Source organism: Hyphomonas atlantica corrig., from assembly GCF_000682715.1.
Taxonomy (GTDB): Bacteria; Pseudomonadota; Alphaproteobacteria; order Caulobacterales; family Hyphomonadaceae; genus Hyphomonas; species Hyphomonas atlantica.
In genome coordinates, this window is the sequence record NZ_AWFH01000034.1 from 19,506 (window position 1) to 35,983 (window position 16,478).

Below are 16,478 nucleotides of genomic sequence, written 5' to 3' on the forward strand. Positions count from 1 at the left end.
CGTCTACGAAACGACAAAAGAAAAGCCCGTCAGGAAAGACTGACGGGCTTTTTTCCGTGCGGTATTCCGGCTCTACCGCTTCAGGAAGGCCGGGATATCGTCGCCAAAGCCTTTGACGCGATCGGGCGCAGGCTCCAGGATCAAATCATCATCCTTGCGCTTGCGATCTTTTTCGCGCTTTGGCTTTGAGGCGCGCTCACGCTTTGGTTTGTCCTCTGAGCGCTCTTCTTTCTTGCGCTCCGGTTTCGGTTCGGACTTGGCCTTTTCTTCAGTGGCTTCTGTCGGAGCAACCTCTTCAACGCGATCGGTGTTTTCATCGCGGCGGCGACTGCGCGAACGGTCGCCGCGAGGTTTGTCATCGCGTCCACCGCGACGATTGCGGCCCCGGCCACGACTTTCTTCTGGTGGCAGGTTTTCGATCTCTTCGAGCAGGCCTTCCGGCATGAACTCTTCGACGTCCTGCTGGATCATCTTCAGGACGAAGCCCCACGATTTTGTATCATCCGGGGAGACGAGCGTGTACGCCTCACCCTTGCGTCCAGCGCGGCCTGTGCGACCGATGCGGTGCACATAGTCTTCGTCTTTTGGCGGTGGTGCATAGTTGAAGACGTGGGAGACATCCGGAATGTCCAGTCCCCGCGCGGCCACGTCTGAACCGACCAGCAGTTTCAATTCGCCATCACGGAATTTCTGAAGCACTTCGCTACGTACCGCCTGCGGCAGGTCGCCATGAATGGCGGCGGCGTCGTGACCGTGCTTGGAGAGCGATGCGGCTACGATGTCCACTTCGACCTTGCGGTTACAGAAGACAATGCCGTTGTTCACGTCACAAGTCTCAATCACGCGGCGCAGCGCAGTTCGCTTCGCCTTCGCGCTATCATTGGGAAGTTTGACTACGTACTGTTTGATCGTCTCGGCTGTTTGTGCCGGACGGGACACTTCGATCTTTTTGGGGTCTTTCTGGAATTTCTTTGCAAGGCTGGCGATTTCTGGCGGCATCGTTGCGGAGAAAAGCAGGGTCTGGCGACGTGGAGGAAGCAGAGCGCAGATTTTTTCGATGTCTGGAATGAAGCCCATGTCCAGCATGCGGTCGGCTTCGTCGATGATCAGGTAATCGACGCCCATGAGAAGCAGCTTGCCGCGCTCGAACTGGTCGATCAGGCGGCCCGGTGTCGCGATCAGAACGTCAACGCCGCGCTGAAGCAGGGCTTCCTGTTCCTTGAAGCTGACGCCACCAATCAGAAGTGCCATGCTGAGCTTGAGGTATTTGCCATACTTTTCGAATTGCTCCGCCACCTGAGCGGCCAGTTCGCGGGTCGGGCAAAGGATCAGGCAGCGTGGCATACGTGCACGGGCGCGACCGCGGGCGAGGCGGTGGATCATCGGCAGCACGAAGGCCGCGGTCTTTCCGGTGCCAGTTTGCGCTACGCCGGTAACGTCGCCGCCGCCAATCACATGCGGGATGGCTTCAGCCTGAATTGGGGTAGGGTGCGTGTAGCCGGATTCGGTAACGGCTTTGAGAATGTTGGGGCCGAGGCCAAGGTCGGCAAATGTAACTTCAGTCAATGTGTTCGTTCCTGGAATGGTTTCTAATCTAACCCGGCGGCCTTGATGGCCGCATTTCCCGCGTCCAGCGCCTCAGTGCGCATTCGGCGGGCCGGGCGAATCCATTGCCCGGAGCGTCGTGTTGCGCTGCACATAAGCCAAATTGTGGATAAATGGAAGAGGGCCACGCCAGCGGGCGCTTTTAGAGTTCGAATTCAATCCCGATAGCGTTTCACGTCGTCGATCAGATCCTGCAGCACGCGCTTCGAGCGCCCCCAGTCAAATGCCTGTCCGGGCACGGTGATGGTCGCCTTCAACAAGGTGCCTTCGCTCTGGCGTTCCAGCGTCACGATCATGTTGCCTTCCCAGGACAGGATGGAAGACGCCATTTTCGTATTCAGGATGCATCCGTCCCCTGCTTCGGAAATATCGACCAAGGGTTGGCTGCGGCTGGCGAGGGAGCAAAGGACGGCTGCGAGGGTCTCGCCAAACGTGTTCCGAAACCCCTGTGACATCTCCCGGTCCGTCTTCAGGCCCATGCGCGCATACATGGGCAGGGCAATGTCCTTGATAGCTCCCAGCGGAATTCCCCCGGCGCCTGCAGCAGCCATGACGGGCTCGGCATATTTGAAGAATTGCTCGGCGGTCATGCCCTGCGGCGTAGCCCCGGTGACCCGAACGATGCGGGCGCGTACGTCAGGGTGATTGACGATCTCTCCAACATTCATGGAGCTGCGCCAGTCTAGGCTTGGGTCAATTGTTTGCGGCGGAATGGATGGCGGTGTGGCGGGCGAAGCATTTGCAGCAGCTTCCGTTCCGCAATGGGCGCAGAAGCGGTGGCCATCCCCGAGCTTCTGTCCGCAATTCGTGCAATACATGGGCGGTCCCCTCGTCCATATGACGAAGGGACCATAGCCCGAATCAGGCGCCCGCGTCAGCGAGATTCTGGTTCACGAAATCCCAGTTGATGAGATTGTTGATGAAGCTGTCCATATAGTTCGGACGGCTGTTCTGGTAGTCGAGATAGTAGGCGTGCTCCCAGACATCCATGGTCAGGACTGGCGTTGCGCCCATATCGGTGACTGGCGTTTCGGCGTTTGGTGTCTTGGTGATGTGCAGTTTGCCATCCTTGTAAACGAGCCAGGCCCAGCCAGAGCCGAACTGGCCACCGCCTGCTGCCTTGAAGTCTTTCACGAACTGGTCGTAGCCGCCGAGATCGCGGTCAATCAGCTCTGCCACTTTGCCGTGCGGTTTGCCGCCGCCAGATGGCTTCATGCAGTGCCAATAAAAGGTGTGGTTCCAGACTTGGGCAGCGTTGTTGAACAGGCCTGCCTTGCCGCTATCAGCAGCGGCGGTCTTGATGATCGATTCCAGAGACTCGTTTTCGAGGTCTGTGCCTTCGATCAGGCCGTTGAGGTTGTTGACATAGGCAGCGTGGTGCTTGCCGTGGTGAAAGTTCAAGGTCTCCTCGGAGATGTGCGGCGCCAGGGCGTCGCGCTCATAAGGGAGATCAGGGAGGGAAAATGCCATTTTGGGCGTCCTTTCTTGCAGCAAAGTATCTGGCCTAATTACGCGTCTTCCCACATATGGGTTGCATGTCAAACCCGACCAACCCTCTTTCGGAAACTCAATGGGCCGCAATCGACAAGCGGATCCTTCGGGCAGACGAGGATCGCTGGATTTCAAGCCGTTATGCCGGGGCAAGTGAACGCCGTGCGCTGATCGCGCTTTATGCGCTGGCCTATGAGCTGGCGCGGGTGCGTCTGGTGGTCACCGAAGAGGGATTGGGACTGATCCGGTTCCAATGGTGGCGCGATGCCGTTTCAGAGATCGAAGCGGGCAAGGTGCGCGAGCATGATGTGGCAAAGGCGCTCAAGGAAGAGATCGACGCAGGGCGTCTGAAGCCGGGTGCGCTGCACAAGCTGATCGATGGCTATCAAGGTGCGTTCGAGGCCGAAGACCGCTCGCTTGAGCCCGAGGCGTGGCTCGCCCTGACGGCGGCAAATGTGCTAACGCCGATACATGACTGGGCCGAGGAGATTCGCGACGTTGCGCCCTATTTTTCCGCCGCGCGCCGTTCGGACTCGAAGGCGTTCGGTCCAATCCTGACGCCTGCTCCTAAACCCATCCGGCCCGCGATTGCGCACTTTCGCCTGCGTAAATTCTACATCGAAGGCAAGACACCGAACCCGCTTCAAAAGCGCCTTAGCGTTCTGCAGGCAATCCGCAGCGGGAAGGTTTAGCGCGCCTAAGTACCGCGCGTATCTCCGTAGAGATGGATGTGCAGGCGGTCGGTGAAATTGTAGCCGGCCCTCAGACAAGCCTCCGCCAACCAGCGTTCGCGCGACCGCAATTCTTGCGGCGTCCGGCCTTCCGGCATCAGCCAGACTCGCGCGGGTGGCATGCCGGAACTTGAAACCAATTCATGGACTTCTTCGAGGTCTGATGGCTCAGCGACGACAATCTTGAAATTCGCACGCGGGTCAGCGGCATAGAAGGCCAGCACGTCCGGTTTCAGGCGGATGGCGGCCGCATTGCCGGAATGGGCAAGTTTGGGGGAAACATTGAACTGATCAATCAGCTCTGCCGCGAGCCCGGCCGGTTTGATCGACCCATTTGTTTCAATCTCGATGTAGAAGTCTGGATCCGTCGCCTTCAACTGCTGGATAAGCACACCCAAGTCGCGCTGCTGCAGCAGAGGTTCGCCGCCAGTAAAGATGATGCGACGACAGGACTGCTCGATCAGGCGCGCAGCAAGCGTCTCAACGGATACATCGACCGTTTCGGCGGCGCGATCAAACTTTCGCGGCGCACCCGGTGCGTCGTCGCGGTGAATAAACTCCGTCCCCTGAAAATTCCAGGTATAGGCCGTATCGCACCAGACACAGTGAAGATTGCACTGGGAGAAGCGCACAAACACGCTCGGCTTGCCAGCCGAGATACCCTCGCCCTGCAGCGAATGAAATATTTCGGGCACGCCGGGTTCGGTAACGGCGAGGCGCATGACTATTCCGCCGGAACCAGGCTGGAAGCGGCAAGCCAGGTGTCGAAATCATTCAGAGCACGTGCGGCCTGAGCGCGTTTCTTGGCGCGGCCTTTGTCCTTGCCACGCAGGCGTTTGCCATCTGGCCCATGTTTCGGAAATTCGGTGATGTCAGGAAACAGGCCGAAATTCACGTTCATTGGCTGGAAAGTCGCCTTGCCTTCGAGGTGTCCGCCCGTGATGTGGCGGATCAGGGAGCCAAGCGCAGTCGTTTCCGGCGGCGGTGCCAAGGGGCGGCCAAGGCGCTCAGCCGCCGCAAACCGGCCTGCCAGCAATCCCATGCCAGCGCTTTCGACATAGCCTTCAACCCCGGTGACCTGACCAGCGAAACGAAGCCGTGGAAGGGACTTCATGCGCAATTGTTCATCCAGCAGCTTTGGTGAGTTCAGGAAGGTATTGCGGTGAATGCCGCCAAGGCGCGCGAACTCTGCTTTTTCAAGTCCGGGGATCATGCGGAAGATTTCGGTTTGTGCACCATATTTCAGCTTGGTCTGGAAGCCGACCATGTTCCAGAGCGTACCGTGGGCATTGTCCTGGCGCAGCTGCACAATGGCGTGCGCCTTGATGTCTGGCTGGTGGGGATTGGTCAGGCCGACAGGTTTCATCGGGCCATAGCGTAGCGTTTCGCGCCCCCGCTCCGCCATGACTTCGATGGGCAGGCAGCCTTCGAAATATGGCGTGTTCTTTTCCCATTCCTTGAACTCGGTCTTTTCGCCCGAGATCAGTGCGTCGATGAAGGCGTTGTACTGGTCTTCATCCAATGGGCAGTTGATGTAAGCGGCCGTGTCGCCTCCTGGGCCGGGCTTGTCATAGCGGCTCTGGCGCCACGCCTTGGTCATGTCGATGGAGTCAAAATAGACAATCGGTGCAATCGCATCGAAAAAGGCGAGATCGTCTTCGCCCGTGTGCGCATGGATGGCCTCGGCCAGCTTCAGCGAGGTCAGCGGTCCTGTCGCGACAATGACGCTGTCCCAGTCTTCCGGCGGAATGCCATCAATCTCTTCGCGCACGATAGTGACGTTCGGATGCGCTTCCAGCTTGGCGGTGACCGCTTCGGCGAAACCCTCCCGGTCGACGGCCAGTGCGCTGCCCGCAGGTACCTGATGGTCGTGCGCGGTGTGCATGATCAGTCCGTTCGCGCGGCGCATCTCTTCGTGCAACACGCCGACAGCGTTGGATTCATGATCATCCGAGCGGAAGGAGTTCGAACAGACGAGTTCGGCCAGCTTGTCGGTCTGGTGGGCATCGGTGCCTTTGACACCGCGCATTTCGTGCAGGATGACGGGAACGCCAGCATTTGCCGCCTGCCAGGCCGCTTCGGAACCGGCCATGCCGCCGCCAATGATATGAATAGGTTTGATGCTCATGCGCGGGATGTGCGGGGCAAGCGCGGCGGCGTCAAGATGGCGGTTGCCGTGATTCCCCGTGGCGAGGGCGCGGAGAGGCGTGTAAGGAGTCTGATATGACACGTGAACTCTCGATTCCTGCGCTCGTTTCTGAGGCTTGGTCACTGGCTGCCAAAGCTGCACGGCCCAGCCTGGTCATCATGTTGGCCTTGATCGTAGCGGGCGGGATCTACACGTTTGCCATCGGGCCGGGGTCTGCAATGGGCGATGCAGCGCCGGCGATCGCCGCGCTGGTCGTATTTTTCGTCGGCGTGGAGTTTTCGCTGGTCGTCTATCGCGCGATGCTGGAGACGCGGACCGGCGACAGGTTGCGACTGGCGCACGCCAATTTGTCGATTTATGTCGCCTTCCTGTTTGTTGGTGTCTTCATTGGTTTCTTCCTGTTGATCCTGCCCGGAATTCTACTCAAGGCCTCGGGCCGGGTGGATGTAGATGCGGAGACGCCGCCGGAAGTGGTGCAGGCCGCGCTGGTGGACATGTTGCCGACGGCCTATGGCGCCGTGCTGATCCTCGCCTGTCTGGCGGGCGCGGCGGTGTTGTTCTTCATGGCGCTCAGGCTCTTGCTCGTCGGATCAGCCACGGTTGCGACCGGGCAGACCCTTGTGTTTCGCACCTGGCCCTGGACGAAAGGGCATGCGCTGAAACTCGCTGTCGCCGGAATTGCTACGCACATCGTGCCGTTTTCTGTTGCGCTGGCGGTGAACTGGGCATTGCGGGATGTGTGGGGCGGCGGCGCTATTGGCTCATTCCTGTCAGGTGCGGTCGGAATGGCTCTGCTGGTGCCATTCCTGTTGTCAGGTCATGGACTGGCGGTGGCGGCGCTGTCCAAATTACACCCCGATATCAAAACCGACGAGTGATTGCGCCTGTCATATAAATCGCCCTATCGTGCGACAGGAATGGTCGTTCAGGGGGGTATGACACCTTATGCAAAGCCGGTTTTCGTTTGATGGGGCGCTTATGTTCGCGTTCCGCGCGCCGCATGTGCGGAGCTTTCCGTGGATCTTTTCGGCGGCGTTCGCAGGCGTGTTCACTGCGTTCTTGTTGCTCATCATGCTGCTCGCCAGCGGAGATGCGAGGGAAGTGATTTCCGCATTCGAGGCGCTGGATCAGGCTGGATTTGACGATGACGACCCGCGGGTCTTGATCTCTCTGGTTCTGGGCGCGTTCGAGCCGCTCATCGGCTGGGGCGTGTTCGCCATGCTGGGCAGTTGGGTCATCTGGGCAGTATTCGAATCGGCATCGCAGCGTCGCTATATTCGGGATGAGGGCTTTTCGCTCGGTTTTGGCGGCGATGAATTACGCATGATGGGCGTCGGTTTCTGCTGGGCCGTGTTGCAAGCCGTCTTTACCCTGTTGCCCCTTTTCATGATCTTTGGATCAATCATGGGCATTTTTGATCTGATCGATTCCGGTGCATCGGAAGACGAGATTGCGAGAAGCATCATCGGCCCGATCTTTGGCGCGCTGGGCGTCTGGTTCTTGCTCTTTCTTGTCTACATCTTTTTCGCGACCCGCCTGGCACCATGTTTTGCGCTGACCATCAAGGACCGTGAGTTCCGGTTCCTTGATGCGTGGAACGTGTCGCGTGGACGGTTTTGGCCAATCCTTGGAGCCTATGTGATTATCACGATTGTGGGCGGCATCGTGGTCAGCATCGCAGAGCAAATACTCGAGTTTGGCCTGATCGGCGTGCTGACGCCTGCGTTGGGTGATGCCGAGACGGGCGAGGATTTTCTGCGCGCTTTCATGAGCGGAGGCGTTCTGGTCGTGTTGGCGGTTTACTTCCTGATCCGCCTCTTCCTGTCTGGCCTATTGATGCACGTGGCAGGCGGGCCAGCAGCGCTGGCCGCGCGGCACGACCCACGCGGGGGTGTCGACGACGCATTGCAGGCAGACGTATTCAATTAGCGGGAGGGCAAGCTGATGAACCGATTGGAATTCTCGTTTGGAAATGCCGTGGGGCATTTTCAGAAAACTGGCGGGCCGAAAGGCTTTCTGTGGAAGTTCGCACTGACCTATGCCCTTTTCGCCATCATTGTTCAGGGGCTGAGCCTCTATCTGATGGCCCCAATCTATGCGGCGGCGTTCAATCCCATTGTGATGGAAGACCCAGACGTGATGGACCAGGTCATGCTGGAAAACATGGGGCGGGTACTTCTTGGATACCTCGTCTCGTTCGTGTTCGGCATCCTGATGTGGGTTCTGTTCGAAGCGGCCAGTCAACGGCGCTATATGCGTGCCGAAGGATTTGGCTTGAAGTTCGGTGGCGACGAGGGGCGGCTATTGGTGGTAGGCCTGTTCTGGCTGGGCCTGATAATCGCGCTCTACATCGTCATGTTCCTGCTGATGATTGTGCCGATTACGATTGGCGCGGTCCTGGGCAGTGACGGCGCGATCATAGCGGGGCTTCTGACTTTCGTTCTGTTCATCGCGTATTTTGTGGCGGCGATCTGGATCGTGGTGCGCTTCTCTCCTGCGGGCGCGATGACGATCCGCGATCGCAAGATCCGTTTCGGCAGCGCCTGGCGTGTCACAAAGGGCAAAGTCTGGACACTGATCGGCAGCTGGCTTGTTCTCGCGCTCATCATGATGGCAATCATCATGGCGCTGTATTTGGTTTTTGCGGTAATGGCGATGCTGGCGCTGATGCCTGCCTTCCAGAGCGGTTCGGATGATCCAGCGGTTGTGTTGGCGGCGTTCGCCTCACCGGCGTTTATCATTCCGGCGATCATCTTCGGTCTGGTCTACTTGGCATTCGCAGGCGGCATGATGCATGTCTTCGGCGGCCCCGCAGCACTAGCTGCGAAGACCGATCCGAATTGGGCAGATCCAAACGCGATGGACGACACGTTCGCCTAGAGGCGGCGTAAACTTACTTGGCAGGGCTCGGCGTACGCGGTTTCCGCTTGGCCGGGCTCTTTGCTTTCGCGGCTGGCTTGGCAGTCGTTTTGGCCCTTGGTTTTGCCGCTGCCTTTGCCTTGGCAGGCGTTTTGGTCGTCGCCTTCTTTGGCTTTGCAGCAGGCTTTGCTTTCGACTTTGCCGTAGGCGCTTCAGAGGCACGCAAGCGTTTGTTGCGGGCGGCGCGACGTTCATCCTGACGACGGAATGTCTCGGCCAAATGTTTGCCGGTCCAGCTGCGCTCGCAAGCGGCAATGTCTTCTGGCGTGCCCGAGGCGACGAGTTCACCGCCGCCATCACCACCTTCCGGACCAAGGTCCAGCACCCAGTCAGCGGTCTTCACCACATCCAGATTGTGCTCAATGACGACAACCGTGTTGCCCGTGTCGACGAGCGAGTGCAGGACTTCCAGCAGCTTGCGTACGTCCTCGAAATGCAGGCCCGTCGTCGGTTCGTCGAGGATGTAGAGCGTCTTGCCTGTCGCGCGTTTGGATAATTCCTTGGCGAGTTTCACGCGCTGAGCCTCACCGCCTGATAGCGTGGTGGCCTGCTGGCCAACCTTCACATAGCCGAGCCCAACCTGGTTGAGCGTTTCGAGCTTTGTCGCAATGGCAGGCACGGCAGAGAAGAATTTGGCGGCGTCTTCGACTGTCATGTCCAGCACGTCGGCGATGGACTTGCCCTTGAACAAGACTTCCAGCGTCTCGCGATTATAGCGTTTGCCTTTGCAGGTTTCGCACGTGACATACACGTCCGGCAGGAAGTGCATCTCGATCTTGATGACGCCGTCGCCCTGGCACGCTTCGCAGCGACCGCCCTTTACGTTGAAGCTGAATCGTCCGGGTGCATAACCACGCGCCTTGGCTTCCGGCAGGCCCGCGAACCAATCACGGATCGGGCCGAAGGCGCCGGTATAGGTGGCCGGGTTCGAACGCGGTGTGCGGCCGATCGGGCTCTGGTCAATGTCGATGACCTTGTCCAGGTGTTGCAACCCGTCAAGGCTTTCATAGGGCTGGGGTGGGCTGGAGGCGCCATTCAGCTTGCGGGCCAGCGCCTTGTAGAGTGTTTCGATGATGAGCGTCGACTTGCCGCCGCCGGATACGCCGGTGATGCAGGTGAAGCTGCCAAGTGGGATAGTGGCGGTGACATTCTTCAGATTGTTCCCGGTTGCTCCTTTCAGCGTAACCTTGCGCTTTGCCTTTTCGACCGGGCGGCGCGTCGGGATCGGGATTTCCTTTGTGCCGTTCAGATAATCAGCCGTCAGACTCTTCTCGTCTGCCATGACTTCATCCGGCGTACCCTGAGCAATGATCTGCCCGCCATGCACACCCGCCGCTGGGCCCATGTCGATGACATGGTCAGCGGTGAGAATGGCGTCCTCATCATGCTCCACAACGATCACGGAGTTTCCAAGATCACGCAGGCGTTTCAGTGTTTCCAGCAGGCGATCATTGTCGCGCTGATGCAGGCCAATGCTCGGCTCATCCAGAACATAGAGCACGCCGGTCAGGCCGGAGCCAATCTGGCTGGCGAGGCGGATGCGCTGGCTTTCACCGCCGGACAGCGTGCCCGAAGCGCGGCTGAGCGTCAGGTATTCGAGGCCGACATCATTGAGGAAGTCGAGCCGGTCATTGATCTCTTTCAGGATGCGCCCGGCAATTTCATTCTGTTGCTTGGTCAGCGTCTTGTGGACAGATGCGAACCATTCATGTGCCTGTTTGATGGAAAAGACCGACGTGTCAGAAATGTCGAGACTGTTGATCTTTACCGCCAGCGCTTCGGGCTTCAGGCGTTTGCCGCCACAAGCCGGGCAGGGTGCAGCTGCCTGGAATTTCGCGATCTCGTCGCGCACCCATTGGCTGTCGGTTTCGCGATAGCGGCGTTCAAGGTTCGGAATGACGCCCTCGAACGTCTTCTTCACCTCATAGCGGCGCATGCCATCATCATAGACGAAGTTGACCTCTTCCTCGCCTGTTCCGAACAGGATCATCTGGTGGATGTCTTCCGACAGCTTGTTCCAGGGCTTCTTGAGGTCAAACCGGTAGTGCGCCGACAGGGCCTGCAGCGTCTGCGTCTGGTAGGGAGAGGTTGATTTTGCCCATGGTGCGATGGCGCCATTCAGCAGGTCAAGATCCTTGTCCGGAACAACCAGGCCGACATCCACTTTCAGCTGTTCGCCAAGGCCGTCACAGGTCGGGCAGGCGCCAAAGGGATTGTTGAAAGAGAACAGGCGCGGTTCGATTTCCGGGATGGTGAATCCGGACACCGGGCAGGCAAAATTGGCGCTGTAGGTAATGCGCTTCGGTTCGGTCTCGCCCTCTTCCAGATCGGCATATTCACCGATGGCAATACCATTGGCGAGACCGATGGCAGTTTCAAAACTCTCTGCGAGGCGCTGCTCCATGCCTTCGCGCACGACGATACGGTCGACCACAACGTCGATGTCATGCTTGAATTTCTTGTCCAATTTGGGTGGGTTTTCAAGTTCGTGGAATTCGCCATCCACTTTTACCCGCTGATAGCCATTCTTCAGGAGTTCAGCGAATTCCTTGCGATACTCCCCTTTCCGGCCACGGACGATGGGCGCGAGCAGGTACAATCGCGTGCCTTCCGGCAAGTCCATCGTGCGGTCGACCATCTGGCTGACGGTCTGGCTTTCGATGGGCAGGCCGGTCGCGGGCGAATACGGAACGCCGACGCGCGCCCAGAGCAGGCGCATATAGTCGTAAATCTCTGTCACCGTGCCAACGGTGGAGCGCGGGTTGCGGCTGGTTGTTTTCTGCTCGATGGAGATGGCGGGCGAAAGGCCTTCAATACTCTCGACGTCGGGCTTCTGCATCAATTCCAGGAACTGGCGCGCATAGGCCGACAGGCTCTCAACATAGCGGCGCTGGCCCTCGGCATAGATCGTGTCGAACGCCAGCGAGGATTTGCCCGAGCCGGACAGGCCGGTCATCACGACAAGCTCGCCGCGTGGGATGTCCACGTCGACATTTTTCAGATTGTGTTCCTTGGCGCCGCGCACGCGGATGAAGGGGGACTCGGCCATTTCAGGAGCTCTCTGGCTGGGACAGTGTCTGTTTCGAACGCGAAACAGGCTTAATAGTTGCTAGGTCCTATGTGTGCCTTGAGTCCAGCTTGACGACAAGAACAAAATGTGAACATACAGCGGTCGCTGCATTTTCATGCCAAAGGCGGGGGAAATCTCACCGTCACGGGCGACAGGCCGCCTTGGGAAGAGTAAAAGCAGATTCGAATCGAAAGCGAAACAGATCGGAGCGGAGTTGGAACCATGGCAGGATCAGTGAACAAGGTCATTCTTGTCGGCAATGTCGGACAGGACCCGGAGGTCCGCCAGTTCCAGAATGGCGGCCAGGTCGCCAGTTTTTCGCTGGCCACATCTGAAACCTGGAAAGATCGCAATACGGGCGAGCGCAAGGAAAAGACCGAGTGGCACCGCATTTCTGTCTTTAGCGAAGGCCTTGTTCGCGTTGTGCAGAATTACATCAAGAAGGGCTCGAAACTCTATATTGAAGGCCAGCTCGAGACCCGCAAATGGCAGGACAAGGATGGCCAGGACCGCTACACGACGGAAGTCGTGCTGCGCGGCTTCAACTCTACCCTGACCATGCTGGATGGCCGCAATGACAGCGGCGGCGGCCGGTCTGCCGGCAATGATTTCGGCGGCTATCAAGGCCAGAGCGGCGGCGCGCGCCAGATGAGCGGCCCGCAGGAGAGCTTCAGCCAGGATCTGGACGACGAGATCCCGTTCTAGAATGGCGAAGGCAGGCTGGCATCCTGCGTATTTGCTGCTGGCGGCTTTTGCCGTCGTGTTGAGCGCTTGCCAGTCTCCTGTCGTTTCGGCGACGGGCAATCTGGATCACATTCTCGAAAACCAGGCGCTGTCGCCCGATGTCGCGGCGCTGGTGATCTATCGGCTGGAAGACGAGAGGGTTTGGACCAGCAGCGGCGACCGGCCCGCTGAGCGGTTCGTCGCGGCATCGACATCCAAGATTCCGCACACGCTGATTGCGCTGGAGACCGGCGCTGTCAGTGGGCCTGATGAATTGTTTGAGTGGGATGGCGAAGTCCGGTTTGTGCCGGGCTGGAATGAGAGCCAGGATTTCGCGACAGCCTTTCGGCGTTCCACAGTGTGGATTTACCAGACGATCACGCCGCGTATAGGCAGCGCGACACTGGGCGACTGGCTCGCCAAATTTGATTTTGGCAATGCAAATACCGGCGACGCCGACGATATCCAAACCTATTGGCTGAAAGGCCCTCTGGAGATTTCGGCGCACGAACAGATCGGATTTCTGGCAAAGCTGGCCGCGCGAACCCTGCCACTATCCGCAGAGACTTATACTCAGGCTTTGCCGATCATGTTGGAGAAATCCGGTGAAGGCTGGACGCTGTATGGCAAAACCGGCTGGACGAGTGTGAAGGGTGAGACGGATATTGGCTGGTATGTCGGTTGGCTGGAGCAGACAGCCGGTGAGGCGCCGGGAACTTATGCCTTTGCGCTGAACATGAATATGCGCGGCGACAATCCGCCCCTGCAGAAGCGCCGCGCAGCCGTGCATGAAGCGCTGATTGCGATCGGGGCGCTGGAAGCCCCTGCTGACCCCTAGGAATAGGGCGTTTTCGCCCGTAATTACTGCTATTTTGACCCTGTCGCATTTGTTTCAAGAGCGACGGGATGCTAGAGTCGTCGCTGTATCGGAACAGGTGATTCCCGCCGGTTTCACCCCAGCCAGGACGAATTCTCCATGAGCGACGAAACGACTCCTCCGGACGAGCCGGAAACGCCCGAAAATGGCGGTGAGGGCAGCGCGCCCCTGCCAGACGGCATCGAGCCGATTTCCATCGAATCCGAGCTGAAAAGCTCTTATCTCGACTATGCGATGAGCGTCATTGTCAGCCGTGCGTTGCCTGATGTGCGCGACGGCCTGAAGCCGGTTCACCGCCGTATCCTCTACGCTATGGATGTGGGCGGAAACACGCCGAGCAAGCCCTACAAGAAATCCGCCAACATCGTTGGTGCCGTGATGGGTAACTACCACCCGCACGGTGACTCCGCGATCTACGATGCGCTTGTACGTATGGCGCAGCCCTTCTCCATGGGCGTTACGTTGGTTGATGGTCAGGGCAATTTCGGCTCAATCGACAATGATCCGCCGGCCGCCATGCGTTACACTGAAAGCCGTATGACGAAGGAGGCGACTTACCTGCTCGCCGACATCGACAAGGACACGGTTGATTTCCAGGACAATTATGACGGGTCCCAGCAGGAACCGGTCGTTCTGCCTGCGCAGTTCCCGAACCTTCTGGTCAACGGCGCCGGCGGCATCGCGGTTGGTATGGCGACCAATATCCCGCCGCACAATCTGGGCGAAGTGATCGACGCCACGCTCGCCGTGATCGACGACCCGACGCTGGATGAAGATGCGTTGCTGGAGATCGTGCCGGGACCAGATTTCCCGACCGGTGGTCTGATCATGGGCATGTCCGGCAGCCGTAAGGCGCTGACCACCGGACGCGGCAGCGTCATCATGCGCGCCAAGACGGATATTGAGGAAGCGAAGAATGGCCGTCAGGCCATCATCGTGACCGAGATCCCGTATCAAGTGAACAAGGCGGCGATGATCACCAAGATCGCTGAACTCGTGCGCGAGAAGCGGATCGAAGGCATTGCCGATCTTCGCGATGAATCCGACCGGAACGGCATTCGCGTTGTTGTCGAGCTGAAAAAGGATGCCAGCGCCGAAGTCGTGCTGAACCAGCTTTACCGCTTCAGCCAGATGCAGACGAGCTTTGGTGTGAACATGCTGGCGCTGAATGGTGGCCGGCCAGAGCTGATGAATTTGCGCAAAGTGCTCGATTGCTTTGTCACGTTCCGTCAGGAAGTCGTCGTTCGTCGCACCAAATTTGAACTGAACAAGGCGCGCGACCGTGCGCACGTTCTTGTCGGCCTTGCCATGGCTGTGGCGAATATCGACGAAGTGATCCGCATCATCCGCTACTCGCCTGATCCGAATTCTGCCCGGGAAGCCTTGCTTGAGAAAGCTTGGCCGATCATGGATATGGGGCCGTTGCTTGACCTGATCGCAGACCGCCGGACTCGCAAGGGTGACGGCGATACGATCTTTCTGTCCGACGAACAGGCCCGTGCGATCCTGGCGTTGCAGCTCTCCCGCCTCACCGGCCTCGGTCGCGATGAGATCGGCAACGAAGCCAAGGGACTGTCCGAAAAGATCGAGGACTTCCTGGATATCCTGCGCTCGCGTCAACGCGTGATGGACATCATCAAGGGCGAGCTTTCCGAAGTGAAAGAGAAGTTCGCTGTACCGCGCCGCTCCGAATTTGCCTTCGGTGGCGTCGACATGGAAGACGAAGACCTGATCGAGGTCGAAGACATGGTCGTGACCGTGACGCATGGTGGCTACGTCAAGCGCACCCCGCTCTCGACCTACCGAACCCAGCATCGCGGCGGCAAGGGCCGTTCCGGCATGAACATGAAGGACGAGGATTTCGTCGTGAAAGTGTTCTCTGCCACGACACATACCGAGGTTCTGTTCTTCTCGTCGGCTGGCATGGTCTACAAGGAGAAGGTCTGGCGCCTGCCAATGGGCGGGCCGAACTCTCGCGGCAAGGCGCTGGTGAATATCTTCCCGCTGGCCGCTGATGAGCGCATAGAGAGCGTGATGCCGTTGCCGGAGGATGATGAGTCCCGTAACGAGCTCGACGTCATGTTTGCGACGCGTTCAGGCACCGTCCGCCGCAACAAGTTGCCGGATTTCGTGCGCGTAAACCGGAACGGAAAAATCGCCATGAAGCTCGATGAGGGCGATGGCATTGTGTCGGTGAAGATATGCTCCGAGAAGGATGATATCCTTCTGACCACAGCGCTCGGCCAGTGTATCCGCTTCGCGGTACCGGATGTGCGTGTGTTTGCGGGCCGTAACTCAACTGGTGTTCGCGGCATTCGCCTGGCGGATGGCGATGAGGTCATCTCGATGGGCATTCTGCGGCACATCGACGTTACGTCTGAAGAGGCGCGGGCTTATCTCAAGCACGCCGCCGCCATGCGCCGCGCGGCTACAGGTGAGGAAGAAGAAGTCTCTGACGATGATGACGAGGCCGTGGCAGAGGCCGCGCTGAGTGCCGAGCGTATTGCTGAACTGGGTGCCGCCGAAGAGTTCATCCTGACCATTGCCGATGATGGCATGGGCAAGCGATCTTCCGCCTATGACTACCGCGTCACCGGACGCGGCGGTAAAGGCCTTGTCGCCCAGAATATCTGGGGCCGCGACAAGAAGCAGGGGCCGGTCAAGAAAGTGGCCCAATCCTTCACGGTGGATGATGGTGATCAAGTCATGCTCGTCACCGATGCCGGCCAGCTGATCCGCACGCCAGTGGACCAGATCCGCATTGCGGGCCGCTCCACAGGTGGTGTCTGGGTTCTGCGCACGGCTGAGGGTGAACGGGTGGTTTCTGTCGCACGGCTTGTGGAAGACGCTGAAACCGCTATGGATGGTCCCGAAGAAGCAGCGGGAGAATAGATCCCGCGCCAGAAACACGAG

Annotated in this window: 13 protein-coding genes; 7 read left to right on the plus strand and 6 right to left on the minus strand. The window is 58.8% G+C overall.

The window, feature by feature from the left end; genetic code table 11:
- Positions 1-72: 72 nt before the first annotated feature.
- The 3 genes from HY36_RS11515 to HY36_RS11525 all read right to left on the minus strand — a co-directional run bounded on the left by HY36_RS11515 (position 73) and on the right by HY36_RS11525 (position 3,075).
- A complete protein-coding gene (locus HY36_RS11515; protein WP_035552867.1) occupies positions 73-1,566 on the minus strand; it encodes a DEAD/DEAH box helicase in 1,494 nt (497 codons plus the stop codon).
- Positions 1,567-1,760: 194 nt separating this feature from the next.
- The gene (locus tag HY36_RS11520) at positions 1,761-2,423 is read right to left on the minus strand and encodes a zinc ribbon domain-containing protein (protein ID WP_035552871.1); all 663 of its coding nucleotides are present in this window, start codon (positions 2,421-2,423) and stop codon (positions 1,761-1,763) included.
- A 43-nt stretch (positions 2,424-2,466) separates the two neighbouring features.
- Positions 2,467-3,075, minus strand: coding sequence for a superoxide dismutase (locus HY36_RS11525; RefSeq protein WP_035552873.1), 609 nt, complete (start codon positions 3,073-3,075; stop codon positions 2,467-2,469).
- Positions 3,076-3,140: 65 nt separating this feature from the next.
- Between HY36_RS11525 and HY36_RS17860 the strand changes: the two genes are divergently transcribed.
- Positions 3,141-3,788, plus strand: coding sequence for a squalene/phytoene synthase family protein (locus tag HY36_RS17860; protein WP_162175988.1), 648 nt, complete (start codon positions 3,141-3,143; stop codon positions 3,786-3,788).
- A gap of 5 nt (positions 3,789-3,793) precedes the next feature.
- Here the strand turns inward: HY36_RS17860 and HY36_RS11535 are convergent, their stop codons facing one another.
- On the minus strand, positions 3,794-4,549 hold the full coding sequence (locus tag HY36_RS11535; RefSeq protein WP_206741192.1) for a 7-carboxy-7-deazaguanine synthase QueE: 756 nt from the start codon (positions 4,547-4,549) through the stop codon (positions 3,794-3,796).
- A gap of 2 nt (positions 4,550-4,551) precedes the next feature.
- Entirely contained in the window at positions 4,552-5,955 is a 1,404-nt protein-coding gene (trmFO, locus tag HY36_RS11540) for a methylenetetrahydrofolate--tRNA-(uracil(54)-C(5))-methyltransferase (FADH(2)-oxidizing) TrmFO (protein WP_035553342.1), read from the minus strand.
- A gap of 95 nt (positions 5,956-6,050) precedes the next feature.
- Here trmFO and HY36_RS11545 point away from each other — a divergent pair, with 95 nt between their 5' ends.
- From HY36_RS11545 to HY36_RS11555, 3 genes are all read left to right on the plus strand, one after another.
- Complete coding sequence (locus HY36_RS11545; protein WP_035552878.1) at positions 6,051-6,854, plus strand: hypothetical protein; 804 nt, start codon at positions 6,051-6,053, stop codon at positions 6,852-6,854.
- A 100-nt stretch (positions 6,855-6,954) separates the two neighbouring features.
- Positions 6,955-7,905, plus strand: a complete 951-nt coding sequence (locus tag HY36_RS11550; protein ID WP_155841889.1) for a hypothetical protein — start codon at positions 6,955-6,957, stop codon at positions 7,903-7,905.
- A gap of 15 nt (positions 7,906-7,920) precedes the next feature.
- Positions 7,921-8,856 (plus strand): hypothetical protein, encoded by a 936-nt coding sequence (locus HY36_RS11555; protein WP_035552883.1) that lies wholly within the window; start codon positions 7,921-7,923, stop codon positions 8,854-8,856.
- Between the two features lie 13 nt (positions 8,857-8,869).
- Here the strand turns inward: HY36_RS11555 and uvrA are convergent, their stop codons facing one another.
- Entirely contained in the window at positions 8,870-11,944 is a 3,075-nt protein-coding gene (gene uvrA / locus HY36_RS11560; protein WP_035552885.1) for an excinuclease ABC subunit UvrA, read from the minus strand.
- Positions 11,945-12,187: 243 nt separating this feature from the next.
- On the opposite strand from uvrA, the gene ssb reads away from it, so the two are divergent.
- The 3 genes from ssb (at position 12,188) to gyrA (ending at position 16,457) form a co-directional block, all read left to right on the plus strand.
- The gene (ssb, locus tag HY36_RS11565; RefSeq protein WP_035552888.1) at positions 12,188-12,670 is read left to right on the plus strand and encodes a single-stranded DNA-binding protein; all 483 of its coding nucleotides are present in this window, start codon (positions 12,188-12,190) and stop codon (positions 12,668-12,670) included.
- A gap of 1 nt (position 12,671) precedes the next feature.
- Positions 12,672-13,526, plus strand: coding sequence for an OXA-1090 family carbapenem-hydrolyzing class D beta-lactamase (blaOXA, locus tag HY36_RS11570; RefSeq protein ID WP_051602746.1), 855 nt, complete (start codon positions 12,672-12,674; stop codon positions 13,524-13,526).
- A 138-nt stretch (positions 13,527-13,664) separates the two neighbouring features.
- A complete protein-coding gene (gene gyrA / locus HY36_RS11575; RefSeq protein ID WP_035552891.1) occupies positions 13,665-16,457 on the plus strand; it encodes a DNA gyrase subunit A in 2,793 nt (930 codons plus the stop codon).
- Positions 16,458-16,478 lie beyond the last annotated feature (21 nt).

What these genes read in the sequence shown, in the direction of transcription:
- HY36_RS11520 (WP_035552871.1), bottom strand. Translation starts at nt 2,423, where the DNA reads ATGTATTGCACGAATTGCGGACAGAAGCTCGGGGATGGCCACCGCTTC.
- HY36_RS11525 (WP_035552873.1), bottom strand. Translation starts at nt 3,075, where the DNA reads ATGGCATTTTCCCTCCCTGATCTCCCTTATGAGCGCGACGCCCTGGCG.
- HY36_RS17860 (WP_162175988.1), top strand. Translation starts at nt 3,141, where the DNA reads ATGTCAAACCCGACCAACCCTCTTTCGGAAACTCAATGGGCCGCAATC.
- HY36_RS11535 (WP_206741192.1), bottom strand. Translation starts at nt 4,549, where the DNA reads ATGCGCCTCGCCGTTACCGAACCCGGCGTGCCCGAAATATTTCATTCG.
- trmFO (WP_035553342.1), bottom strand. Translation starts at nt 5,955, where the DNA reads ATGAGCATCAAACCTATTCATATCATTGGCGGCGGCATGGCCGGTTCC.
- HY36_RS11545 (WP_035552878.1), top strand. Translation starts at nt 6,051, where the DNA reads ATGACACGTGAACTCTCGATTCCTGCGCTCGTTTCTGAGGCTTGGTCA.
- HY36_RS11550 (WP_155841889.1), top strand. Translation starts at nt 6,955, where the DNA reads ATGTTCGCGTTCCGCGCGCCGCATGTGCGGAGCTTTCCGTGGATCTTT.
- HY36_RS11555 (WP_035552883.1), top strand. Translation starts at nt 7,921, where the DNA reads ATGAACCGATTGGAATTCTCGTTTGGAAATGCCGTGGGGCATTTTCAG.
- uvrA (WP_035552885.1), bottom strand. Translation starts at nt 11,944, where the DNA reads ATGGCCGAGTCCCCCTTCATCCGCGTGCGCGGCGCCAAGGAACACAAT.
- ssb (WP_035552888.1), top strand. Translation starts at nt 12,188, where the DNA reads ATGGCAGGATCAGTGAACAAGGTCATTCTTGTCGGCAATGTCGGACAG.
- blaOXA (WP_051602746.1), top strand. Translation starts at nt 12,672, where the DNA reads ATGGCGAAGGCAGGCTGGCATCCTGCGTATTTGCTGCTGGCGGCTTTT.
- gyrA (WP_035552891.1), top strand. Translation starts at nt 13,665, where the DNA reads ATGAGCGACGAAACGACTCCTCCGGACGAGCCGGAAACGCCCGAAAAT.